This is a genomic window from Roseateles oligotrophus (assembly GCF_025717515.1).
Lineage (GTDB): Bacteria > Pseudomonadota > Gammaproteobacteria > Burkholderiales > Burkholderiaceae_C > Paucibacter_A > Paucibacter_A oligotrophus.
Window position 1 is genome coordinate 157191 of sequence record NZ_JAJIRN010000003.1, and the last position, 24097, is coordinate 181287.

Genomic DNA, 24097 nt, shown 5'->3' on the forward strand with positions numbered 1-24097 from the left:
GCAGGTCTATGTTTGCTTTGATGACAGCCCCCATAAAACTGTCACAGGTCGCGGCCACACTGGCCCCGCCTCGGCGCTTCCAGCCGTTTTCTCCCATCTTGCACAGCATGAAACTCAAACATTTGATCCTCGCCCTCGTGGCGCTCCAGGCCAGCAGCGGCTTTGCCCAGGCCGGCAATTCCATCAACTTGGCCAACTATCAGGTCAGCGCCGGCTATGCCTTGGACATCCTGGCCGGCGCCGGCGCCGGTGCAGGCCAGATTTCGGGCCTGGAGGCTTCGGCCGTCACCTATGCGCGCGATCGCGGCACGCTGTTCTTCGTCGGCGATGAAGGCACCGGCGTGGTCGAGATCTCCCGCACCGGCCAGACCCTGGGCAAGATGAGCTTCGACTGGACCGGCAGCGGCAGCAAAAAGCATGACACCGAAGGCCTGGCCTATTTGGGCGGCGGCGTGCTGGTGGTCAGCGAAGAGCGCCTGCAGGATGTGTACAAGTTCAGCTTCGCGAACGGCGGCAGCGCCCTGCTGAAGAACAGCTTTGTCTCCATCGCCAATGATGTGGTCGGCAACAATGGCATCGAAGGTATCAGTTATGACGCTCGCAATGGCGGCAGCTTTGTCACCATCAAACAGCAGACGCCGCAGAACATCCTGGCCGGTTCGCTGACTTTCGCGGCGGCCACCGGCAACCCGCCTTCGACCTCGGGCGATGGGTCCACCCCACCGGGCGGCGGCGTGGCCTCGATGAGCAGCCTGTTCGACCCGACCTTGATGGGCCTGGGCACCTTGTCGGATGTGCAAACTCTGTCTTCGGTGGACGCCTTGCTTGGCAGCGCTGCGGCCGACAATCTGCTGGTGCTGAGCCTGGGCTCGCGCAAGCTGGTCGAAGTGAACCGCCAGGGTCAGGTCTTGAGCAGCTTTGATCTCGGCAATGTGCTGCCGAACAACGGCATCGAAGGCGTGACCATCGACGAATTGGGCAATATCTATTTGGTCGCCGAGCAAGACCAGACCGGCGGCGCCGCGCTGGGCGTCAAATCGCAGCTGATCGTGTTGTCGGCCATGGCACCGGTGCCCGAGCCGGCGACTTATGGCTTGATGGCCTTGGGTCTGGGCCTGCTCGGCCTGCGTGCGCGTCGCCGCCAGGCTTAATGAGCTCGCAGAGCGGGCCGTTCTTGATCGGGGACGGGCCCACGCAGCAGCGGACCCAGATGGGCGATCTGCTGCTGTGACTGCGCCCACAAAACGCCGCGCGCAAAGGCGGCCGGCGCGAGCAAGCTCGCTTGCGCTTGGCCCAAGTCCAGCAGCAAGGTCCGGGCGACTTCGGCGTCATTGAGTTGGCCCAGCAATTCTTGCAAGTCGCTCAGCCTGGCGAGCCTGGCGATGGCCTTCTTTGCTTCGATGGAGCGGAAAAACTCGGTCGCATAACGCAGCTTTTTGACGGCGATGCGCAGCCTGTGCCGAGCGTCCCCTCCGGCTTGTTCTTGCAAGGCCATTGCGCAGGCCTGCATCTTCTTCTTGCGCCGCCGCAGCATGGACGCAGCCGCCGGCGCCAGTTCCGCATCGAGCTCTTCCTGGCAAGGGCAATCAGCACGCCAAGCTGCGGCCTTGAGCCATTGTTCCAAGCGCCCCATCAGGGTCCGGTAGCGCGCGGAGTTCAGCGCCAGCACGGCCGCGCGGCGGCGCCGTCGCGCCAGGGTCAATGCGGCTTTTTGCAGGGCATTCAAGCTTTCGTCGGGGCAGGCCGCTATCAAGGCAGGCAAGGTCGTTGCGGCCAGCACTTCGGCATCGCGCGCCTTGCCCAGCGACTGCGACAGCCATTCGATCTCATCGGCCAAACCGGGCGGCAGCGCAATCCATGGTTTGAATAGACTCAAGCCCGAGCGCAAGCGCCGCAGGCCGACGCGCATCTGGTGCACGAACTCGGGGTCAACGCTGCCCCGCAAGCCGGCCTCATTGGCACGCATTTGCTTCAGGCAGTTGCGGGCGATTGTCACAAAGCCTTGCTCCAACGTGATGCCGGCGCGAAATTTGATTTCGGTGGCTTTTGACGGTTCAAGCGACTTGGGCATGGTGGGTTTGATGGGCTGCTTAAGTAGCAGCTTAGCTCAGCTGCGCCTTGTGCCGCTCCAGAGCGCCGCCAGCACGATCAAGCTGCCGCCGGCCCAAGCCAGCGGGCTCAGCGATTCACCCAGCCACAGCACCGCGAACAGCGCGCCAAAGGCCGGCTCGCTGCCGGTCAGTAGCGCGACGCGGCTGGGCGAGCTGTGCTTGAGCGCCCAGTTCTGCGCAAAAAAGGCGAACACGGTGCAGCCCAGCACCAGGTAGACACTGGCCAGCCAGAAGCCGGCATCGCCGGGCAGCGCCGGCAGGCCGGCCGGCGAGAGCAGGGCCAGGCTCAGGCTGCCCAGGCCTATCACGCCGGACTGCACCGCCGTCAAGGCCAAGGCCGGGGCGTGTCGGTCGCGGGTCAGCTTGTTCGTCATGCAAACGGTGACGGCGCGCAGCAGCGCGGCGGCCAGCATCAAGCCGTCACCCAGCCCGATATGGCCCAGCAAGCCGCCGTTGGTGGCGCCGCTCAACAAGGCCGCACCGAACAGCGAAACGGCCGCGAAGCCCAGCATTGCCGGCGCCGGCCGCCGCCCGAGCAAGCCCCATTCGACAAAGGGCGTGAACACCACGCACAAGCTGATCAAAAAGGCCGCGTTGCTGGCCTGTGTCAGCGCCAGGCCAAAGGTCTCGCACAAGAAGATCGACAGCATCAGCGCCCCCAGCGGCAGGCCGCTGAGCAGTGCATCGCGGCGCTGCGCGGCATCGGCCCGCAGCAGCGCCGGCAGCAATAGGGCGAAGGTGATCAAGAAGCGCAGCGCCAAGAAGCCCAGCACCGGGTAGAAAGCTAGCGCGCCCTTGGCCACGCCGTAGCTGCTGCCCCAGACCATCGCGACCCCCAAAAGCATCAGATCGGACAGGTGCAACAAATGCGATTTCGGGCGGGGCAGGCTCAGGGTGGACATGGTTTTTATCGGAAATTCAAAGCGAGGCCGAATTATTTGCTTTTGCGCCTTTGGTGATAATCCAGCGAATCGGAATAGCAGTTGTGCGCCATGAGCATCAATAACAAGCTGGACAGCCTGCCAGACATGGCGATGTTTGCCTGCGTGGTCGAGGCCGGCAGCTTCTCGGCCGCGGCGCGCCAAATGGGGCTCAGCCCCTCGGCGGTGAGCCGCCAAGTGGCGCGGCTGGAGGCCTTGCTGCGGGTGCGCCTGCTGGAGCGCAGCACGCGCAGGCTGCGCCCGACCGAGGCGGGCCAGGCCGCCTATTCAAGCTGTCAGGCAATGCTGGCGGCGGCGCGCGAGGTCATCGCGCTGAGCGATACCAACAGCGCGGCGCAGCCCAGTGGCCTGATTCGCGTCAGCTGCCCGAAGGCGATTGCACGCCAGTTGATCCACCCGCTGGTGGCCGGTTTTCTGGCGCGTTACCCGCAGGTCGATGTGCAATTGGTCGTCACCGATCGAACCGTCGACCTGTACCGTGAGGCGATCGATCTGGCGATCTGCGTGGGCGATTCGCCGCCGCCGGGCTTGGCCGGGCGGCCCTTGCTGCGCCTGCGCCACATGCTCTGCGCCAGCCCGCAATACCTGAGCCAGCGCGGCATGCCGAGCCAGCCGCGCGAGCTGGCGGCGCACAGCTGCCTCTATCTGGGCGAGGACGAGCGCGACCGCCATTGGCGCTTCAAGCGTGCCGGTGAAGCCGTCACGGTCAAGGTGACGGGGCGTTATGTGGCCAACCACAGCGAGCTGCGCCTGGAGGGCGCCATTCAGCATCTCGGCATTGCCAGCCTGCCCGAGTTCGTCGCCCGCGCGGCGCTTGAGTCCGGTGAACTGGTGCCGGTGCTGAGCGATTGGGAACATGCCACCGACTACGCCGGCATGGCCTGGCTGCTTTACCCGCCGAACCGCTTTATGGCGCCCAAGCTGCGGGCCTGGATCGACCATCTGGTGGGCGGCCTGGCCGACTGAAGCGTCTTGTTCAAAGCCTCTCGCCCCCGAGAGTGATTTCGATAGGCGCCGGCACTTGGGCCTTGAAATTGACCGTCATCATCACCTGCGGCCCGGCCCCAATGTGCAGCGTGCCGCCCATCTGATTGGCCAGGTCAACGGCCAACTGAAGGCCCATTGAACCTTGGCGCCGCAACTCGAAGTCGACCGGTAAACCGATGCCGCTGTCTGTCACCTGCATACACCAATGGCCGGGCTCGGGCAGGGGCTGGAGCGTGATGCAGATTTCGCCGCTGTGACCATCGGGGAAGCCATGTTTGAGGCTGTTCGACACCAACTCGCTGATCAGCATGCCTGCGGGTGCGGCTTGGTCGAGGCCGACTTGCACCTGGCTCATGTCCAGGCGCAGCTGCACCGCGCCGGGTTTGAGCTGAAGTGACTTCAAGGACTCCCGCGCGATCTGCCCGATGTAGCCGCCCAGGTCGATGGCGGCGAAATTGCCTTGACGGTAGATGGTTTCGTGCAAGAGCGCCATCGAGCGCACGCGGCTCTGCATGTCTTGCAGCACGGCCTTGGTGGGCGCCTCCTTGCTGCGCGAGCTTTCCAGGCGCAGCAGGCTGGAGATCACCTGCAGATTGTTCTTGACGCGGTGATGAACCTCAAGCAGCAGCGCGGTCTTTTCTTTCAGCAGGCCCTGCAGGTCTTGCTCGGCCTGCTTATGCGCGGTGATGTCTATCATCAGGCCGCGCAACCAGCGCGGCGCGCCTTGCTCCTCCACCACGGCCACGATGTCATGCAGCCAGACGGTGCGGCCATCCTGGGCGATGAAGCGATATTCAAAATCATGCGCTTGCAGGCGCCCCGTGCAACTGGCGCAATAGGCCGGCGCCCAAGACTGGTCGTCCGGGTGCAGATGGCTGACCCAGAAGCCCGGCACCAACCAGTCGCCGACCGGAAAGCCCAACAGGCGCTCCGCCTTGTCGCTGATGAAGGTGAATTGAAACGTTTGGGCATCTGCCTCCCAGACGATGCCATCGCTGGAATTGACCAAATCCCTGAATCGATGCTCGGACTCGCGCAGCATGGCCGCGCTTGCAAGCAATTGCTCTTCCGCCCGTTTGCGTTCGGTGATGTCGCGAAAACTCCAGACTCGCCCGGCCGGCTGGTCGGCGACCAGCATGGGCATTGAGCTGCGTTCGAAGATGCGACCGTCTTGCAAATACAGGGTGGCGACCTCCTCACTCAGCCGCGCCGCATGCAGCGCCTCCACCCCCGCCAGAAACGCCTCGCTGTCGCGCAATTGAGCGCGCATTTGCATCAGCACGGCCATCTCATCGCCATGCGCAGCCGGCAAGCGCCACATGGCCAGAAAGTTGCGGTTGCAATGAATGAGCTTGCGCCCCGCATCGGTCACCATGATGCCGTTGTCGCTGGCCTCGATGGTGCTGGCCAGCATCACCTGCGATTCTTCCTGGCGGCGCCAACCGCGCTGCAAGAGCAGGGCGGCGCAGGCGCTGAAGGCGCTGAAGGCCAGCATGAAAACCAGGCTGAAAGCGAGTTGATGCCGCCAGGCTTGCAGCTCATCCTGGACGCTCAGCGCGGACATGATCCAGTACGGCCTTGATTCGAGTTTGCGAAACGCGTAAATCCGCTCGACCCCGTCGATCATGGTGGTGATGGTTGTGGTCAGCGATTCGATGCCGGTCTGCAGCTGCTGAATCACCGCCTCCTGCTGCATGCGTTTGCCGAGCAAGCTGGTGTCACTGGGGACGGGGTATGCGGCAATCCGGGCAAAGTCCTGGTCGATCATCGCAATGCGCGAGCGCTCGCCCAGTTTGAGTGCCGCGAACATGCCGGAGAAGCGTTCAAGATCGACGCTGACAAGGATCACGCCGGCAAAGTTTCCGCCCGGGTTTCGATAAGCGCGCGAAAACAAGATGGCCCATTTGCCGCTGCTGCGCCCGATCAGCGGTTTGGAGCTGACGACACCGCGAGCGGGGTTCTCGCGCAATTGCCGAAAGTAGTCCCGGTCCTGAATCGACAGCGGGGCATGCTGCAGCGGAAAACCGCTGTTGCCGGCAACCTGCCCCTGAGCATCGGAGAAGAACACCGCCACCGTGCCGGCGATCTGCGGCGCTGCCCGGTTGATCACCCGCCTGACCATTTGGGTATCAAGCTGACCGCCCACCATGCCGTTTTCGAGCGCATCCTGGGTGAGCAATAGCAGCAGATCGATCTGGTTGAGCATGCCGGAGAGGCCGCGTTCCAGGGTCAGCGAGGTATTCTCCGTGCGCTCGCGTGCATGCTGCAGTTGCTGCTGGTGACTGATCCACAACATCGCGCCCAGTACCAGCGCAAATACCAGGTTGACCAGCCATATCACCTTGGTCAATCCAGATCGATGGTCTAAAGACATTGCGCTCCTTTGCCATGGGGCTGAGAACCGAGACTAAAAATTTCGGCCGAGCGATGATCCCACGCTTAGGCCGGATGAGCAGAAGCGGCGCAAGCCCGATGGCGGTTTTTGTTAAATTTATTTTTGAGCCCGGTCGTTGACGATGACCCAAAAGTCGGGTTAACAAGGGCTGCTTTCTTGCGGCCCTGAGCCGCTGAGCTCATCCGCAATGGCTGCAGCCCATCACCGTCCGCATGGCATCCATTTGCGCCTTGTCATGCAGAGCATCCCTAAGCGAATGTTGCCCAGGAAAAACCAGGGCTTTTCGGCCGACAGCCGGGGCTCCGGCGCCTTAGGATGGCGGTCTCGCGCCTCCTGAGTGAACACAGCGATGTTTGGATACGCCCCCCATCCTTCGACTTGGCAGCTGCGCCGCGTGCTGGCGCTGCTGGTGTTCGGCCTGGTCGGTGTCCCCCTGTTGGCACTCGCCTGGCTGAACTATTCGCAGCTGTATGAGCTGACCCGCGCCAATGCCATCCACTCGGTCGGCAAGGTGGCGAGCGAGCGGCGCACGCAAATGCTCAGTGTGCTGGCGCGCGCGACCAGTCGCGCCAACAACACGCTGCGGGACTTGATCCGCCAATGCGGCAGCGCCGATGAGGGCCGCGACTGCTTCCGCGAGGGCTTGCGCGCTTTCGTGGCCAATGAGCAGGCGCTGGGTGCCAGTCTGCTGGTGGCCGACGGCGTGTTGTGGGCCGAGGGTGACATGAGGCAGGCCGATGTCTTGGCCGATGAGGCGCGCGGCGCTGCCTTCAAAGCCGATCAACTGGCACGTTTCACTCCGCGCGTGCCGGGCGGCAGCCCCAGTTTCTATGTCCTGGCCAGCGAGCCCGCCGCTCGGCTGCGACTGGTCGTGCATTACCCGCTCAGCCTGGTTCAGTCGATCTTTGTTCAGCACCCCGAGCTCGGCAACACGGGCGAAACCTTTCTGGCCGACGAGAAAGGATTCTTGATCACCAGCTCCCGCTATCAGGCCCAGCAAGGCCATGCCGACGAGCCGATTTCGGTCCTGCCGATGCAGCGCTGCCTGAGCCTCGAAAACGGCGAGATGCTGGAGCTGGACTACCGCGCCACGCCGGTCATTCACGGCTTTCGCTTCATGCCCGAAATCGGCGCCGGCTGCGTGATGGCGCATATGGATCAGGCCGAGGCGTTTGCGCCGATCAAGCAGATGCGCGCCCGGGCGCTGGCCCTGGCCCTGGGTCTGCTGGCCTTCGCGCTGTTGGCCGCCTGGTGGGTGTCGCGCTGGGTCACCGCGCCGATCGCGGCGATGACCCGCAAGATTGCGGCGGCCGAGGCCGGTACGCCAGCGATTGGCAATGGTCGCCAGGCCTATGCAGAGATGAACGGGTTGGCCGTAGCCTATGACGCGCTGCAGGCCAAGCTCAAGCAGGCGCATAGCGAAAACTCCGCGCTCTTGGCCGCGCTGGACATGCATGCCATCATCTCCACGGCCGACCGGGCCGGCATCATCACCGATGCCAATCCGGCCTTTTGCGCCATCAGCGGCTATAGCCGTGAGGAGTTGATCGGGCAGAACCATCGCATCGTCAAGTCGGGCGTTCAAGACGGCGAGTTCTGGGACCAGATGTGGCATGAAATCGCCAATGGCCGACCCTGGCGGGGCGAAATTTGCAACCGCGCCAAGGGAGGGCGCCTGTACTGGGTCGACACCTTTATCGCACCCTTCGTCGATGCGCAGGGCATGATCTCGAAGTACATCTCGATCCGCATCGATATCACCGCCAGCAAGCAGGCGGCCAATGATTTGCGCGTCAGCCAGGAGCGCATCGCCTTTGCGCTGGAGGGCAGCGGCGACGGCGTCTGGGACTGGGACGTCAAGACCAGCCATGTGCAGTATTCGGATCGGATGAAGCAGATGCTCGGCTTCGAGCCCAGCGAAATTGCCGACGATCTGAGCAGCTGGTCCAACTGGGTTCACCCGCAGGATCTGCCCGCCACCTGGGCCGCCGTGACCGCCCATCTAGACGGGCACACGAGCAGCTACGCGAATGAACACCGGGCCATTTGCAAGGACGGCAGCGTGATCTGGGTGCTGGCGCGCGGCCTGATCGTTCAGCGCGATGCGGCGGGCGCGCCGTTGCGCATGGTGGGCACCTATTCCGACATCACCGCCAAGAGCAAGGCCGAACAAGCCTTGAAGGCCGCGACCGAGGCCGCCGAGGCCGCATCCACCGCCAAGAGCCAATTCCTGGCCAATATGAGCCACGAGATTCGCACGCCGATGAACGCGATCTTGGGGCTGTTGATGCTCTTGCGCAAGACGGAGATGACGGCCAAGCAGGCCGACTACGCCGCCAAGACCGAGGGCGCGGCGCGTTCGCTCTTGGGCCTGATCAATGAGATCCTGGACTTCTCCAAGATCGAGGCCGGCAAAATGACGCTGGACCCGCAGCCCTTCGGCATCGACCAATTGCTGCGCGATCTGTCGGTGCTGCTGTCGGCCAGCGCGGGCGCCAAGCCGGTCGAGGTTTTGTATGACATCGACGCCAGCCTGCCGCGCCAATTGGTCGGTGACGCGATGCGCTTGCAGCAGGTGCTGCTCAATCTGGGCAGCAACGCGATCAAGTTCACGCCCGCCGGCCATGTGGTGCTGAGCATCAAGGTGCTGCAGCGAAGCGAGGTGGGGGTGACCGTGCAGTTCAGCATGCGCGACTCGGGCATAGGCATTGCACCCGAAAACCAAGCGCGTATCTTCAGCGGCTTCAGTCAGGCCGAGGCCAACACCACGCGTCGTTTTGGTGGCACCGGTTTGGGCGTGGCGATCAGCCAGCGCTTCGTCGCCTTGATGGGCGGGGAGCTGGAGCTGGAGAGCGCGCTGGGCGAAGGCAGCCGCTTCTTCTTCACCATCACCTTGCCGTTGGCAAGTCCTGAAGAAGCGCAGGTGATCCTCCAGAGTCGGGTCGCTAACGCCCAACCCGATGGCCAAGACGGCCGCTCATGGCGGGCGCTGGTGGTGGATGACAACCCCTTGGCGCGCGAGATCCTGGCGCAGATGGGCGAGTCGCTGGGCTGGCGGGTCGATGTGGCCGAGAGTGGCGAAGCGGCGCTGGCCATGCTCAAGTCGAGCGCGCAAGCGGGCGTTGCCTACGAGGCGGTCTTTGTGGACTGGCAGATGCCGGGTCTGGATGGCTGGCAAACCAGTCAGCAGATCCAAGCGCTCAGCCATGCGGCCGCGCCGCCGGTGATTGTGATGGTGACCGCGCATGGGCGCGAGATGCTGGCCCAACGCAGCGAGGTGGAGCAAGCTCAGCTGGACGGTTTTCTGGTCAAACCGGTTACCGCCTCGATGTTGTTTGATGCGGTCATCGATGCCCGTGCGGGCAAGTTCCTAACGCATCCTTCAGGCGCATCATTGAAAGTGAAGTCGGCCACGCCGAACAAAGCCAGGTTGGCCGGCCTGCGTTTGCTCTTGGTGGAAGACAACCTCAACAACCAGCAAGTCGCGCAGGAGTTGTTGCAGGACGAAGGCGCCAGCGTGCAAATCGCCAATCATGGCCAAGAGGCGATTGATGCGCTGAAGGCAGCGGGCGAAAGGCCGGCCTTTGATGTCGTGTTGATGGACCTGCAGATGCCGGTGATGGACGGCTATACGGCCGCCCGCTACATCCGCAGCGAGTTGGCCCTGATAGATTTGCCCATCGTCGCGATGACCGCCAACGCGATGAGCAGTGACCGCGAGGCCTGCCTGGCGGCGGGCATGAATGACCATGTCGGCAAGCCCTTTGATCTGAGTGATCTGGTGCGGGTGCTGCTCAAACAGACCGGCCGGGCCGACGCCAGCCAGACGGTTCCGGCGGCCGAGCCGCTGGTCGAGCCGGCGCTGCTGTTGCTGGCGCAAGCGTCCGCCGTGGATCTGCCCACCGCGCTGCACCGGCTGGGTGGCAAGCAAGCGATCTACATGCGCATGCTGAAGACTTTTGTTCACGATCTGCCCGGCCTGCAGGCGCAGCTCGGCCGCGATGCCGAAGCGGGCGACATCGATGCCGCCAAGCGCGCGCTGCACACGCTCAAGGGCTTGGCGGCAACGCTAGGCGTCGACCGGTTGGCCGCACAGGCGGCGCTGTGTGAAAAGCAATTGCTGTCCGACCCCAGCGCGAGCCGCTTGGTGCTGGTGGCCGAGCAAGCCGCCCTCGCGATGACGCAGGCCGAGCCGAGTCTGAACGCGTTGGTGGGCTCGCTACAGGCCGCCACAGCGCAGCCCTCGTCAGAGCACGATAAAGGAGCGAACAGCGGCGCGGACCCGGCCGCCTTGCTGCCGATCTTGCAAGCGCTGGCGCGGCAGTTGCGTGACTCGGACATGGGCGCGACGGAGACCTTGGGCAATCTGCAGCAAGGCTACGGCGCTTTGCTCGGGGAGCGGCTCGGCGGGCTCGATGAGGCGGTTGGCGCGCTGGACTTTGAGCTTGCGCTACGGGATTGCGAAGCCTTGATCGAGAGTCTCGAATGAGCCGAAGTTCGCAGCCGGCGTTGCTTTGAATGCAGGCCGACAGGATTTTTCTCGTGGGGGCTTGCGTTCGGTCAACCGCTGCTGTTATGGTCAATCCCGCTTCCATGTAAGTCCCGTTTGCAACTTTTCAGGAGTATTCAGATGCGCAGAAATTGGCTGAAATTTGGTTTGGGTCTGTTGGTCTCGCTCGGCTGTCTCACCAGCTCATTTGCCCAGAAGGCGACGACCGAAGACGCGGTGGCCTTGGTCAAAAAGGGCGTGGCATACCTGAAGGAAAACGGCAAGGAGAAGGCCTTTGCGGCATTCAATGATCCGCAGGGCCAGTTCGTCAAGGGCGAGTTGTACTTCTTCGTTTACGGAACCAATGGAGATGGCATCGTGCTCGCCCATGGACAGAATCCGAAGATGCTCGGCAAAAAGTTGATCGACATGAAGGATGTTGATGGCTTGCCCATCATTCGGGACATGACCGCGATTGCCAATTCACCCGAAGGCAAGGGTTGGTACAAGTACAAATGGCCCAATTCGGTGACCAAGGCGGTCGAAGGAAAGCAGTCCTATGTCGAGCGAGTCGGGGATGTCTGGATCGGCTGCGGCATTTATCAATAGGCCGCCGCTGCGGATAGAGAAAGGGCCACCTTGCGGTGGCCTTTTGCTTGCCCGGGCTTTATGAGCGTGAAAAAAAACTTGGCCTCGGCCTCAAGCTACAGACCCGGACTCGCAATAGACTGCAGGGAGCAATAAGGGTGGGACAAATCCAGTTTGAGAATTTCGGCAGTAAGCTCTTGCCTCGCGCCGGCAGCCGCTTCATCTTGAATCTTGTCGGCAGGGCCTGTTCAGGAGTATTCAGATGAAAAACAGTTGGGTGAAATTCAGCCTTGGACTGTTGCTCTCGATTGCCTGCGCAAGCCTTGCGTTTGCCCAGAGGGCGACGCCGGAAGATGCGGTGGCGATGGTGAAGAAAGGCGCGGCCTATTTGAAAGCGCATGGCAAGGAGAAGGCGTTGGCGGCCTTCAATGATCAAAAGGGCGAGTTCGTCAAGGGTGAGTTGTACTTTTTCGTGTACGGCACCAATGGCGATGGCATCGTGCTCGCGCATGGACAGAATCCGAAAATGCTCGGCAAGAAGCTGATCGACATGAGAGACCCCGACGGTCTTTTTGTCATCCGGGACATGACAGCGATCGCGAATTCGCCCGAGGGCAAGGGTTGGTACAAATACAAATGGCCCAATACCTTGACCAGAGCGGTAGAGACCAAGCTGTCGTATGTCGAGCGAGTTGGGGATATCTGGATAGGTTGCGGCATTTATCAATAAGCGGAGCAAAGCAAGCCGCAACTCGAGCTTGGGCCGACCCGGAAGGTTTGCCTCAATCAATGCTTTGAAGTGCCGCCCAGCATGCGCAGCAGCGTGGCGTCCTTGTCCACCCAATGGTGCTTGAGCGCCCCGGCGATATGCAAGAGCAGCAGGGCCACGACAGCGTAGCCAAAATACTCATGCAGATTTTGCGCCAGCACTTCAAGTGACTTGTTATGGCTGAGCACTTCGCCCGGCTGCATGGGGTCCGGATTGGCCGCCAGCAAGCGCAGGCCGAAAACGCCAAAACCATGGCCACTGATGCCCGAGAACAGCATGCCGCTGATCGGCATGGCCAGGGTTGACATCAGCAGCAAGCGGTGCGTCCATTTGGCCAGCCCTTGCATCATGGGCGAAGCTTTGCTGGGCAGTGCCTGCCAGGGGCGCAAGTAGCGCCAGAACAGCCGCAGGGCAATGGCGATACAGGCCAGCAGGGCCAGCGATTTATGCAGTTCGTACAAGCCCCAGACTTCGAACTTGCTCATGTAAAAACCCATGGCCAGCAGGCCCAGCATGGCGAGGGCAACGATCCAATGCAGGCTGCGGGTGGCTTTGTTGATGGCGGGAATGTGATTCATAGGATGCTTGTGGAAGTTGAAAAAAGAGTCATGCCTTAGCCGAGCAGCCAGGTAGCGAAGCCAATCCAGGCCGGGCTGGCGCCGATGAAGATGCGCAATGGTTGGGCCAACACGATCAACAGGCCGCCCCAGGCGAAGGCCGGATGAAGCAAGCCGGTGCGCCGCTGCCTGTAGCCCTCGAAGACGAAGACCAGGGCTATGCAGGCGTCATGCAGGCCGAACACCAGCCACTCGCTGCCGTTCTGAATCAAGGGCAGCGGAATGCGCGCGATCGCCGGGGCCAGCAGGCTGAGATTGGCCAGCAGCATCAGGCGGCTGTGCCAGTCGGGCCGTCGGCGCATCCGCAGGCCGGCGGCAATCAAGCTTGCAAATACCAAAAGATCGCCCAGCGGCGTGCTCAGAAAGGACAGGCTTTGCGGCCCCTCCCCGGCGCGCAGGCCGCGGCCGGCACTGGCCAAGGCCGTTGCGATGCCGACGGCCAGCACCAGCAGGGCCAGGCCCGCGCCGAAGCGGCCGAGCCTGCGGTGCAAGTCTTGCCGGCCCTTGAGCACCAGCGCGACCTGAGCCATGAACAGCGTCAACCATGCGCCCATCACCAAGGCATGCAGATGCAATATCGGCGGCAGGCTGGCAAAGCCGCTATGCAGCTTGGCCTGGAAGTTAGGGCCAAAGCCGGCCAGCACCAGGCCAAGCGCGAGCAGGCCCGCCCCCAGGTGAAAGCGGCTGCGGGGCCGGCGGGCGAGTGATGGCTGGGGCGACGTCATGGCGGTTGTGCGGGTCGGGGGCTGAGAGGCGAAGTCCGCAGCTTGCCGAGCTTGGATTAAGGCAAGGTTAAGGACCTTTGACCGGCCGGGTCGAAGGGACGCGAGCATGGCCAAGCGGCGCGCTTGGAGCGACACTGCCGGCCTGGGCGGTTTACTCAAGGGCTGTTGATGCGGGTGTTGGTGATTGAAGACGACGAGCTGATTGCGCTGGGTTTGCTGGCCGGGCTGCGTGCGCATGGCATGGCGGCCGACCATGCCAAGACGGCGAGTCAGGCGCGTGCGGCCGTCGCGGCCACCGACTACGCGGCCGCCGTGCTGGACCTGGGCCTGCCGGACGAAGACGGCATGAGCTTGCTGCGCGCCTGGCGTGCGGCCGGCTCCATGTTGCCGGTGCTGATCCTGAGCGCCCGCTCAAGGGTCGAGGAGCGCGTCAGCGGCCTGCAGACCGGCGCCGACGACTATCTGGTCAAGCCTTTTGATCTGAACGAGTTGGTGGCGCGCTTGCAGGCGCTGACCCGCCGGGCGGCTGGGCGTGGCGCCGATCTGATCGATTGGGGCGTCTTGCGGGTGGACCCGCTTGGCGGCGAGACCCGGGTTGGCGATCGCAGCGTGCCGCTGTCGCGGCGCGAGCTGGCCTTGCTGGTGGCCTTGTTGAATGCGCAGGGTCGTGTGCTCAGCGCCGAGCAGCTCAAGGACAGCATTTACGACTTGCATGATGACATCGAGAGCAATGCCCTCAATGTGCATATCCACCACCTGCGCCGCAAGCTCGGTGCGGACCTGATCGAGACCGTGCGGGGTCTGGGTTACCGCATGGCCTCAATCAACAAATGATCATGAGCACGAATGACAAAAAACCGGTCGGCACGCGGATCAATCTGCGCCTGCGTTTGCTGCTGCAGATCGGCCTGGCGCTGAGCTTGCTGTGGGGAGCGGTCGCGCTCTGGATGCAGCGCGAGCTGGAGAGCACGCTGCGTGGCACGCTCGATCAGCGCCTGGTGATGGCGGCCCAGATGGTGGCCGACCTAGCGGCGCAAAACCCCGCCATCTGGACCGGGCCCGCCGCCGAGCGTCCGGCGCTGCCGCTGATTCCCGCTGCGGACGATAGCAGCCTGGTCTGCCAGATCAGCGATCTGCGCGGCGAGGTCTATGCGCATAGCGCGGGCAACAGCCGGCCCGCCGAGGGCAGCATCCGGGCCGACAAGCCGGGCTTCGCGGAACGCCTGGATCACGAATTGCTCTGGCGCACCTACACGCTCAAGCAGGGCGACCTGCTGGTCACCACGGCGGACCGCATCGACAAACGCTCGGCGTTGTTGCAGCAGCTGATGCTGGCCGCGACGCTGCCGTTTGTGGTCGCGCTGCTCGGCGGCTTGGCCGTGTTGTGGTGGGGTGTTGGCGTCGGCCTGCGGCCGCTCGAACGCCTGCGCCAAACGCTGGCGCTGCGCAATAGCCGTGACCTGACCCCCGTCGTACTGAGCGACCTGCCGGCCGATCTGGCGCCGCTGGTCGGCAGCTTGAATGACATGCTGGAGCGGATCGACCTGAGCCTGGCGCGCGAGCGCCGCTTCACCGCCGACGCCGCCCATGAGCTGCGCACGCCGCTGACCGCGATCAAGCTGCACCTGCAGGTCTTGGGCCTGTCGCAGGGGCAGGCGGCGGAAGTGGCCTTAGAGCATGCCAACGAGGGCGTGGCGCGCCTGCAGCAGGTGTTGGCGCAGCTGCTGACCTTGGCCGAGCTGGATGTGGATGAAGGTGCCGCTCAAGTCGAGGGTCAGCCGGCCGGCGCCGATGTCGAGGAGGTGATCCGCTTGGCTTTGCGCGACTGCCCGGCGCTGCCGCCGGCGCGGCTGCGGCTGCACAAAGCACCGGGGCCGGCGCTGCTGCTCGCTTTGCCGCTGGCCTTGGCCGTTACGGCGCTGCGCAATCTGTTCGACAACGCGGCCCGTCATTCGCCCGCCGACGAAGTGATCGATCTGAGCGTCAGCACCGAGGCCGACCGGCTGATTCTGGTGCTCAGCGACCGCGGCCCCGGCATGAGCGACGAAGACATGGCGCGCGCCACCGAGCGTTTCTGGCGTCGCGCCCAAGGCCCCGGCAGTGGCTTAGGCCTGGCGATCGTGCTGGCGATCGTCAAGCGCTATGGCGGCGCCTTCTCGCTGGCGCGCCGCGCAGCCGGCGGGCTGGAGCTGACCCTGAACCTGCCGCGCGCCTCAGCCGCCAACTGATTGCCTCAAGCAACCGGCTCGAAGCGCCCGAGGAAGAAGCGCAGCTGCTCGGGCTCGTAGACGAAGCGCAGACCGCGAATCGAAGCGGCCTGCTCGGTCACCTCGATCACGCTCTCGGCCACCACGTCCATATGCGCTTGGGTGTAGACGCGGCGCGGGATCGTCAGCCGCACCAGCTCCAGCTTGGGGTAATAGTTCTGCCCGGTCTTGGCGTCACGCCCGGCCGACACCACGCCGCGCTCCATCGCGCGCACGCCCGAGTCCACATAAAGCGCCGCCGCCAAGGCCTGCGCCGGCAGCAACTCCTGCGCGACATGGGGCAGGATGCGGCGCGCGTCCAGAAACACCGCATGGCCGCCGACCGGCCGCACGATGGGCACACCGGCCGCTTGCAACTTGGCGCCGAGGTATTCGACCTGGCCGATGCGGGCGCGGATATGGTTGTCATCGATGCTTTCGCGGATGCCGATCGCCATCGCCTCCATATCGCGCCCGGCCAGGCCGCCGTAGGTGTGCAGGCCCTCGTAGACGACGATCATGTCGCAGGCGCGGCGGTACAGGTCCGGGTCATTCATGGCCAGGAAGCCGCCGATATTGACCAGCGCGTCCTTCTTGGCGCTCATCGTCGCGGCGTCGGTCAGCGCGCAGATTTCGTGCACGATGGCGGCCACCGATTTGTCCGCGTAGCCGACCTCGCGCTGCTTGATGAACCAGGCGTTCTCGGCCACGCGCGTCATGTCATGCACCAGCAAGACCTTGTGGCGGGTGCACCAGTCACGCAGTTCGCGCAGATTGGCCATCGAGACCGGCTGTCCGCCGGCCATATTGACGCAGGTCGCCAGGCTGACATAGGGGATGTTCTTGGCGTCGACCCGCTCCACCAAGGCGTCGAGCTTGGCGATGTCGACATTGCCCTTGAAGGGCAGTTCGCTCTGCGGGTCATGGGCCTCGTCGACGATCACATCAACAAAGGTGCCGCCGGCTAACTCCTGATGCAAGCGGGTGGTGGTGAAGTACATATTGCCCGGCACATAGTCGCCCGGCTTGATCAGCAGCTTGGACAGGATGTGCTCGGCCGCGCGGCCCTGATGCGTCGGCACCATATGGGCGTAGCTATAGCATTCGCGCACCGTCGCCTCGAGGTGGTAGAAGTTGGCGCTACCGGCGTAGGACTCGTCGCCCAGCATCATGCCGGCCCATTGGCGGTCACTCATCGCCGACACGCCGGAGTCGGTCAGCAGGTCGATATAGACATCTTCCGAGCGCAGAAGAAAGGTGTTGTAGCCGGCCTCGGCGATGGCGCGCTGGCGTTCTTCTATCGTCGTGGTCTTGAGCAACTCGACCATCTTGATCTTGAAGGGCTCGGCCCAGGAACGATGGCGGGCGGGCTTGTTGGGCGTGGAATTGAAATTGGCAGACATTTTTGCCTCCATGGAAACGATGATTCGCAAGAAAAACGTCAGTGGAAGCGCTGCCCGATTGATGCAACCGCAGCCACTCACGTGCTGCGGCGTTTCATCCCTTTGCCGGGCGCCGCGAGGGCACCCAACCAAGTGGCCGTGGGGCGAAATTTAGCGGCCTGTCCGGCCTGCGGTTTTGATCCTGCGCAAACTCTTGCTCAGTGCAAGCCGGCGCCTACCTGCTGCTCGCGCCATGCGCTTGGCGCGCGGCCGGTCCAGCGCCGGAAGGCGCGAGTGAAACTGGAGATTTCGGCAAAGCCAAGGATGAAGGCGACATCCTGTACGTCATGCGCGGGGTCGCGCAGCAGGTTTTGCGCCAGCTCCAGCCGCGTTTGCTGCAGCAACTCGGCGAAGCCGAACTGTTCTTCTTCCAGCCGACGCTGCAAGGTGCGTTCGGTCATGTGCATGCGCTCGGCCACCGCAGCACGCGAGACCTGGCCCGAGGGCAGCATGGTCAGCAAATGGGCGCGCACTTGTTGATGGGTGGCGCCGCTGTTCAGCGCGGCCAAGGTCGATGCCAAGATTCTTTCGGCGCTCAGCGCCATGCCGGGGTGTCCGCCGGGCAGCGGCGCATCCAGTTGCTCGGCCGAAAACGCCACCGCCGTGCAAGCCGCGTCAAGCTCGATTTCACAGCCCAGGCTGGCCGCCAGCAGCGCGGTGCCGGCGTTGCGGCCATGGGCCAGGCGTACGGCGACGGGGCTGAAGGATTGGCCGCTGGCGCCGGCATAGGCGCTGCGGCACATCGCGCCGACAACGCCGGCCCAGCTGTCATGGGTGAGCGCCAGCACACCGGGGCTGGCCCGATATTGCAGCCAGATCAGCTCGCCTTCTTGTTGCACGCGTAACACCGCAATCGAGCTGACCAAATCGTAGTAACGGACCAAACGCCGGGTCGCCTCGCGCAGGCTGGTGCTGGCCAGCCAGGCCATGCCCAGCATGCCCAATGCGCGCAGATTGAATTGCCCGGCGATGGCCACCGCCAGGCCGGGGTCATGCTCACAGGCCGCCTCGGCCAGACGCCAGAACTGGATCGAGTCGCGTTGGCTGATGCGGCTGCGCTGATCGAGCAATTGCTGCGGCTTGATGTTGGCGCGCAGCAGCAGGGCGTCGGCATCCAGCCCCCGCAGCAACAGGGTTTGATGCAGGGGCAGCAGCAGGCCGCTGGCGACACCGTCGCGTTGTCGATTGAGTTTTGGCACGCTGAGGCAACTCCGTATCAAGCAGCGATAACAACAGTAACGGCGATCTTAGTCGGCTTGCGTTCAGGGATCTGACGATTGTCCCGAACTGTCAAAGGCCTGGCCGCATCGGATATGGGCAAAAACCCGATCATTTTTTAGCATGCTCCACAAGGTCGCTCGGTGAGGTTGCGACCCAATCTACTTTGGAGATGCCATGTTCGACTCGACACCCAAATCACCGAAGGCGCAGGGCTTTCATATGCCGGTCGATGCCCGTATCGATACGGTGCTCGGGCTGCTGAATCAGCGCCCCGAGTTTGCGCGCATTGGCGCCGAATGCATGTTTGCAAGGGACGAAATCGGCGCCTTGCTGAAGTTGTCGGGCGACCCCTGGACGGCCGCGATGCTGGCCGAACTGGCGAATGCGCGCTGGCAGGCCGAGGCGTTGGCCGAGAGTACGCGCTATGACAAGGTGGTGCTCAGCTTGCTCGGCACCGAGCGGGCGCGTGAACAGACGCTGCGCCTGATGCGGCGGGCCGTCAATCGGCCCATAGAGGCCGCGATGATGCGGGCGCAAGAGTTGCTGAGCCGGATTCAGGCCGACAAGATGCCGCTGACCGAAGCCGCCCGCCGGCAGATGGATGAAGACCTGCTGGGGCTGCAAAGGGCCTGGCTGCTGTACAGCGACCGTCTACTGGCGGCCTATATGCAGTTGCGCGACCGCATGCCTCGGTCCAGTAGCCCTGCGCTGGCAACGACGCCAAGGGCGGGCGAGCCGGTGCAGAGCGAATCCACCGTTACGCCGCCCGCCGAAGGCCCGCCGAGGCGCCGCCACACCGACTGCTTGCCGACCCTGCACTGAGGGCGTTATGCTCGGCCGGCTCCCGAGGCTCCCTCGGGGGCCGGCCTGAGCCCGCGAGGCAGCGGCCGACGACTGTTCTGTCCGAGTGCCTGCATATGCGCCGCCTGATTCCTCCAAGCATTCTGAGTTTCTTCTCGGCCCTGGGCCTGATATGGGCCTTGCTGGTCCCGGGTGCCAGCCCGGCCTTGGCACAGGTGCTAGCGCCCGCCGCCGCTTCGGCCGCCGCAAATACTCCCCCGGAAGCAGCGGTGGTCATTTTCAATCGAACCATTGCCGTTTACAGGGCGCCGTTTCTCGGCGTTAGCCCGGCCGAACGCGCACGCCGCACGCATCTCTATATGAACGAGGTGTTGGCCCGCACCGGGGCCGGCGAGGTGACGATCAAACAAGAGCCGCAGGGCCGCATCATCATGATTGATGGCGAGATGGCCTTGGTTTTGACGCCCGAGGATGTGGATGCGAGAACGGCCAAGACCTTGGACGAAACGGCAGCGGCGGCCAAGTTTCAGCTCCAACAAGTGATCGCCGAGACGCGCGAAAGCCGCGATGAATCGAAGCTGCTGCGCGGCCTGTTGATTGCGGTCGCCGCGACCCTGGTCTTCGCCGGTCTGCTGGCCTTGCTGCGGCGCGGCCAGCGCGCTCTCGCGGCTTGGCTGTCCTCACAGATGAGCCGGCGTGCGGCCGAGCTTGAAGTCGCCGGCACCCAGTTGCTGCAAGGCGACAAGGTACTCACCATGGTCAGCTGGGGCGTGCGCGGTGGTGGCTGGGCCTTGCTGGCCTTGCTGAGCTATCAGTGGTTGAGTCTGGTGCTGAGCCAGTTCCCCTACACCCGCCCCTGGGGCGAGCAACTCAGCGGCTATCTATGGCAGGTGGTGGTGCGGCTGGCCGGCGGCATTCTGGGCGCTTTGCCTGACTTGTTTGTGGCCGTGGTGATATTTTTGTTGGCCCGTGGGGTCATCAATTTGATCACCCCGATCTTTGACCGTATCGAGCGCGGCGATGCCTCGCTCGGCTGGCTCGACCGCGACACCGTGCGGCCCTCGCGGCGCATCATCAGCACCGCCATCTGGCTGTTCGCGCTGGTGATGGCCTACCCCTATCTGCCGGGCTCCAGCAGCGAGGCCTTCAAGGGCGTCTCGGTGCTGTTGGGGCTGATGATTTCACTCGGCGCGTCCAGCATCGTCGGTCAAGGCGCCAGCGGCATGATCCTGATGTTCTCGCGCACGATCCGGGTCGGCGAGTACGTGCGGATTGACGGTCACGAAGGCACCATCGTCGAGCTGGGCATGTTCAACACCCGCATCCGCACCGGCCTGGGCGAGGAGCTGGCGATGCCCAATTCGCTGGTGATGGGCACCGTGACGAAGAACTACTCGCGCGCCGTCAACGGCCCCGGCTTTATCGTCGATACCGTCGTCACCATTGGTTATGACACGCCCTGGCGCCAGGTCGAGGCGATGCTGATCGAGGCGGCGCACCGCACGCCGGGGGTTTTGTCGACACCAAGCGCGCGGGTGTTCCAGACCGCGCTGTCGGACTTCTATCCCGAGTACCGGCTGGTCTGCCAGGCGGTGCCCAGCCAACCGCGGCCGCGCGCCGAAGTCCTGAGCGCCTTGCACGCCAATATCCAGGATGTCTTCAACGAATACGGGGTGCAGATCATGTCGCCGCATTATTTGGGCGACCCCGCCGAGGCCAAGTTCGTGCCCAAGAGCGCCTGGTTTACCGCGCCGGCCAAGTCATAGAAAGGCTGCGCCGAAGCTGGCGCTGATGGGCGAATCGGCGGCCCTGGGCTGGGCCAAACCCTGCCTCAACTGCGCGGCGACGCCATCCAGGCGGTGTTTGGCCGGCAAGCCGGCCGGTCGGCGCTGGGCGGCCAAGTCCAGGCTTTGTCGGGCGGCGTCAACGTCGCCCTGCAAGAGCTGGGTATAGGCCAGGTCGAGGTGAGCCGACCAGGTTTTCGTCAGCCTGGTTTCGCTGGCCTTCTCGAAGTTCGCCACCCGCCGCCCCAGCAGCTCGCGGCTGGCGCCGAGGTCGCCGCGCAGGCGCGCCATTTGGCCCTCAAGCTGCAGTTGCTTTGAATTTGGCTGTTCGGCCCGCCCGAGCGGCCGCAAGCAGGCCTCGGCCAGCGGCAAATCGTTATGCGCGAGGGCGACCTCGGCCAGCGTTTGCAGCGCCGTTTTCTGCTCGTCTTCGGGCTTCTTCGCGTCATCGCTGAGGGCCTTCAATTGCGCCTCCAGTTCGGGGCGCCAGGCCGCCGCCGGATTGGCGCGGCTGCGCGCCAGCAAGGCCTCGGCGCGCGCCTCCTGCAATGACTCGGGCTTGAGCTTGCCCTCGGCCTGAGCCTTCTCGAACAGCGCCGCGTAGGTCTCGGCGGCGCGGGCGTCTTGGCCGGTCTGGGTGAAATAGCTCGCCAGCATCGAGAATTGCAACGCGGCCAGATCGTTGCCGGGGCCCAGCAGGCGGTCCATATCGCGCACCAGTTCGTGGCTGCGTGCCTCCACCTGCTCGAACTCGGCCAAGCGCAGCTGGGCGCTCAGGTAGTTGCGCCGCAGCACCAGGATCTGCATCGCATGCTTGGGCTCGCGGCTGGCCCAGAAGTCCTGGGTTTCGCGCAATGCCGCCAAGGCCTCGCGGTGCCGGCCTTGCCGGCTGCGCAGCCCGTTCAGGTTGTTCAGATAGTCGGCCCGCTCCAAGGTGTCGCCGGGATGCATGGCTTGCGTCAAGGCCCAGCTTTCGTTCAGCATCGCCTCGGACTCGCGCAGCCTATCGCTGTGCATATAGCTGGCCGCGAGCACCTGCAGGAGCAGGCGGTATTGTTCCGAGCGCGTGCCGAAGGCCTGCCGCAGCGGCTGCAACAAGGGTTCCGCCACAGCCACCGCCCTGGTCGCACTGCCCTTGATCTGCAAACCCTGCGCCTGGCCCAAGCGCGCCAACAAACTCTCCGGCGCGCCCGGGCCCAGCTGTGCGTCGGCCAGCGCCACCCATTGCTCCGCCAGCGGCTCGGCCTGGTCGAAACGGTTCAGCGCGTTATAGGTGTTGGTCAAGACCTGCAGCAAGCGCAAACGGGTGTCGGGGTCTTGGCCAAACTTCTGATCCAACTCGGCGCGGCTGTCGTCCAGCAATTGCAGCACGGTGGGCCAGTTGCCGCCATGCGCCTCGGGCGTGGCCGACGACAAGAGATCAGTCAGGTAACGGGTCACATGATCGGACTGCCGGGCGGCTCGCTCGGCCCGCTGCCATTGCCAAGTCGCGCCTGCCAGGCCGGCACTCAGGCTCAGCAAGACCAGCGCCGCCGCCCCGGCCAGCAAGCCATGGCGGCGCAGCAGCAGCTGGGTGCGGTGGCGCCAGTCATCGCGGCGCACGCTGACCGGGCGATGCCCAAGCCAGCGTTGCAGGTCGCTGATCAGCTCGCGCACGCTGCCGTAGCGCTCTTCGGGGCGCTTGCGCAGCGCCTTGGCGGCGACCGCCTCAAGGTCGCCATAGGCGCGCTCGGCATCGACGGGGCGGCCCGGACTCATCGGGTCGGGGTAGGCCGCCGCGCGCTGCACGGCTTGGGCCAGGCGCAGCGGTTCGTCATGCAGGATCGCGTGTTCGGCGGCCGGCCTATAGCTGCCGCGCGGCGCAAATGGCAGCGTCCCGCTCAGCAGCTCGAACAACATCACGCCGAGCGAGAAGACATCGGCCTCGGTGCCTACGGGCTCGCCCAGGACCTGCTCCGGTGCCGCGTAGCCCAGTGTCATGCCCAGGCCGGACTGGCGTGTCAGGTCGGTTTCCAGCGGCTCGCCTTCGTCCAGCAAGCCGGCAATGCCGAAGTCCAAAAGCTTGGGCTCGCCGCTCGGCGTCACCAACACGTTGGACGGTTTCAGGTCGCGGTGCACGATCAGCTGTGCGTGCGCATAAGCGACCGCCTCGGCGATGCCGATCAGCAGGCGCACTCTGGCAGCAACACCCAGGCCATGCTCGCGCACATGCTCATTCAACTGGCGGCCGCTGACATGCTCCAGCACCAGATAGGCCTGGCCCGGTGCCAGGCCATCGGGCGAGCCATCGGCCAGGCCAGCGTCGAGCAGGCGCGCTATTGCCGAGTGATTGAGGCGCGCCAGCAGCGCACGCTCGCGGGCAAAGCGTGCCGTCACGCCCTGGCCATCAAGGTCGCCACGCAGCAGTTTGATGGCGGCCTGCGCCTCGTACAGACCGTCGGCTCGGCGCGCCAGCCAAACCTCCCCCATGCCGCCCCGGCCTATGCGCTGCAGCAGCGCCCAGGCGCCCAGACGCATACCTTTGCGCAGTGCAGGCTGCCCGGTCTTGGCGCCCCCGGCCGGCACGGAGGTGTCGGCCGAGGGCGGCATTGTGCTTGCCGATTCGGACTCGGCGGCCCAGGTTTGTTCCACCGCCTCGGCGGGTTTGCCTGTGGTGAAGCCATGGGCTGCCGCAAAAGGCTGCGTCGCCTCGTCAGCTGCGGTCCCGCTTGGCTGCTGAAGAGGCGGGTGAAGTGGGCGATTTTGGCGTTCTGTCGACATCAAGGCGAGGCGGGTTGACATGGCGTGCGAGCGGCAACTCCAAGAGAAATTGCGCCGCCGGCCGGTGGCGCGAAATCCGAGGGTTTGGCTGCTGGAATGTAGCGGCTTTGACAGCAAAATCGGTGCCGATGTTGAAGTGATTTGATCGGTTCGGCAATGAATAGCGATGCTGACCTCAAGCATGAGCGGATGCCGGTAGAGTCAGCCGCATCGCATCAGCA

The 24097-nt window shown here is 64.3% G+C and carries 17 protein-coding genes; 9 read left to right on the top strand and 8 right to left on the bottom strand.

The genetic code is table 11. From position 1 onward, the window contains the following. The first annotated feature begins 107 nt into the window (after window positions 1-107). A complete protein-coding gene (locus LNV07_RS06795; protein ID WP_263570425.1) occupies window positions 108-1151 on the top strand; it encodes an SdiA-regulated domain-containing protein in 1044 nt (347 codons plus the stop codon). Here LNV07_RS06795 and LNV07_RS06800 read toward each other — a convergent pair. Together LNV07_RS06800 and LNV07_RS06805 are read right to left on the bottom strand one after the other, a co-directional pair. Next, complete coding sequence (locus LNV07_RS06800) at window positions 1148-2071, bottom strand: CHAD domain-containing protein (protein ID WP_263570426.1); 924 nt, start codon at window positions 2069-2071, stop codon at window positions 1148-1150. The genes LNV07_RS06795 and LNV07_RS06800 overlap by 4 nt on opposite strands. 36 nt (window positions 2072-2107) lie before the next feature. Beyond that, complete coding sequence (locus LNV07_RS06805; protein ID WP_263570427.1) at window positions 2108-3013, bottom strand: DMT family transporter; 906 nt, start codon at window positions 3011-3013, stop codon at window positions 2108-2110. A 90-nt stretch (window positions 3014-3103) separates the two neighbouring features. On the opposite strand from LNV07_RS06805, the gene LNV07_RS06810 reads away from it, so the two are divergent. Next, window positions 3104-4018, top strand: coding sequence for a LysR family transcriptional regulator (locus tag LNV07_RS06810; protein WP_263570428.1), 915 nt, complete (start codon window positions 3104-3106; stop codon window positions 4016-4018). A 10-nt stretch (window positions 4019-4028) separates the two neighbouring features. On the opposite strand, the gene LNV07_RS06815 is transcribed toward LNV07_RS06810, so the two are convergent. Further along, window positions 4029-6413 (bottom strand): histidine kinase dimerization/phosphoacceptor domain -containing protein, encoded by a 2385-nt coding sequence (locus LNV07_RS06815; protein ID WP_263570429.1) that lies wholly within the window; start codon window positions 6411-6413, stop codon window positions 4029-4031. A gap of 370 nt (window positions 6414-6783) precedes the next feature. On the opposite strand from LNV07_RS06815, the gene LNV07_RS06820 reads away from it, so the two are divergent. From LNV07_RS06820 to LNV07_RS06830, 3 genes are all read left to right on the top strand, one after another. Continuing rightward, window positions 6784-10923 carry a PAS domain-containing hybrid sensor histidine kinase/response regulator gene (locus LNV07_RS06820; RefSeq protein WP_263570430.1) on the top strand — a complete coding sequence of 1380 codons (4140 nt, stop codon included), beginning with the start codon at window positions 6784-6786 and terminating at the stop codon, window positions 10921-10923. A 141-nt stretch (window positions 10924-11064) separates the two neighbouring features. Continuing rightward, complete coding sequence (locus LNV07_RS06825) at window positions 11065-11532, top strand: cache domain-containing protein (RefSeq protein ID WP_263570431.1); 468 nt, start codon at window positions 11065-11067, stop codon at window positions 11530-11532. A 241-nt stretch (window positions 11533-11773) separates the two neighbouring features. Beyond that, window positions 11774-12241 carry a cache domain-containing protein gene (locus tag LNV07_RS06830; RefSeq protein WP_263570432.1) on the top strand — a complete coding sequence of 156 codons (468 nt, stop codon included), beginning with the start codon at window positions 11774-11776 and terminating at the stop codon, window positions 12239-12241. 56 nt (window positions 12242-12297) lie between these two features. On the opposite strand, the gene LNV07_RS06835 is transcribed toward LNV07_RS06830, so the two are convergent. Then, the gene (locus LNV07_RS06835; RefSeq protein ID WP_263570433.1) at window positions 12298-12858 is read right to left on the bottom strand and encodes a cytochrome b; all 561 of its coding nucleotides are present in this window, start codon (window positions 12856-12858) and stop codon (window positions 12298-12300) included. Window positions 12859-12893: 35 nt separating this feature from the next. Next, entirely contained in the window at window positions 12894-13622 is a 729-nt protein-coding gene (locus tag LNV07_RS06840; RefSeq protein ID WP_263570434.1) for a hypothetical protein, read from the bottom strand. Between the two features lie 168 nt (window positions 13623-13790). On the opposite strand from LNV07_RS06840, the gene LNV07_RS06845 reads away from it, so the two are divergent. Further along, the gene (locus LNV07_RS06845; RefSeq protein ID WP_263570435.1) at window positions 13791-14456 is read left to right on the top strand and encodes a response regulator; all 666 of its coding nucleotides are present in this window, start codon (window positions 13791-13793) and stop codon (window positions 14454-14456) included. A gap of 2 nt (window positions 14457-14458) precedes the next feature. After that, window positions 14459-15850, top strand: coding sequence for an ATP-binding protein (locus tag LNV07_RS06850; protein WP_263570436.1), 1392 nt, complete (start codon window positions 14459-14461; stop codon window positions 15848-15850). 5 nt (window positions 15851-15855) lie between these two features. On the opposite strand, the gene LNV07_RS06855 is transcribed toward LNV07_RS06850, so the two are convergent. Beyond that, entirely contained in the window at window positions 15856-17271 is a 1416-nt protein-coding gene (locus LNV07_RS06855; protein WP_263570437.1) for a tyrosine phenol-lyase, read from the bottom strand. Between the two features lie 197 nt (window positions 17272-17468). Further along, window positions 17469-18509, bottom strand: a complete 1041-nt coding sequence (locus LNV07_RS06860; RefSeq protein ID WP_263570438.1) for an AraC family transcriptional regulator — start codon at window positions 18507-18509, stop codon at window positions 17469-17471. A 196-nt stretch (window positions 18510-18705) separates the two neighbouring features. Between LNV07_RS06860 and LNV07_RS06865 the strand changes: the two genes are divergently transcribed. Both LNV07_RS06865 and LNV07_RS06870 read left to right on the top strand, forming a co-directional pair. Beyond that, on the top strand, window positions 18706-19353 hold the full coding sequence (locus tag LNV07_RS06865; RefSeq protein WP_263570439.1) for a hypothetical protein: 648 nt from the start codon (window positions 18706-18708) through the stop codon (window positions 19351-19353). A gap of 95 nt (window positions 19354-19448) precedes the next feature. Continuing rightward, a complete protein-coding gene (locus tag LNV07_RS06870; RefSeq protein ID WP_263570440.1) occupies window positions 19449-21098 on the top strand; it encodes a mechanosensitive ion channel family protein in 1650 nt (549 codons plus the stop codon). On the opposite strand, the gene LNV07_RS06875 is transcribed toward LNV07_RS06870, so the two are convergent. After that, window positions 21093-23897, bottom strand: coding sequence for a serine/threonine-protein kinase (locus LNV07_RS06875; protein ID WP_263570441.1), 2805 nt, complete (start codon window positions 23895-23897; stop codon window positions 21093-21095). The genes LNV07_RS06870 and LNV07_RS06875 overlap by 6 nt on opposite strands. Between the last annotated feature and the right edge of the window lie 200 nt (window positions 23898-24097).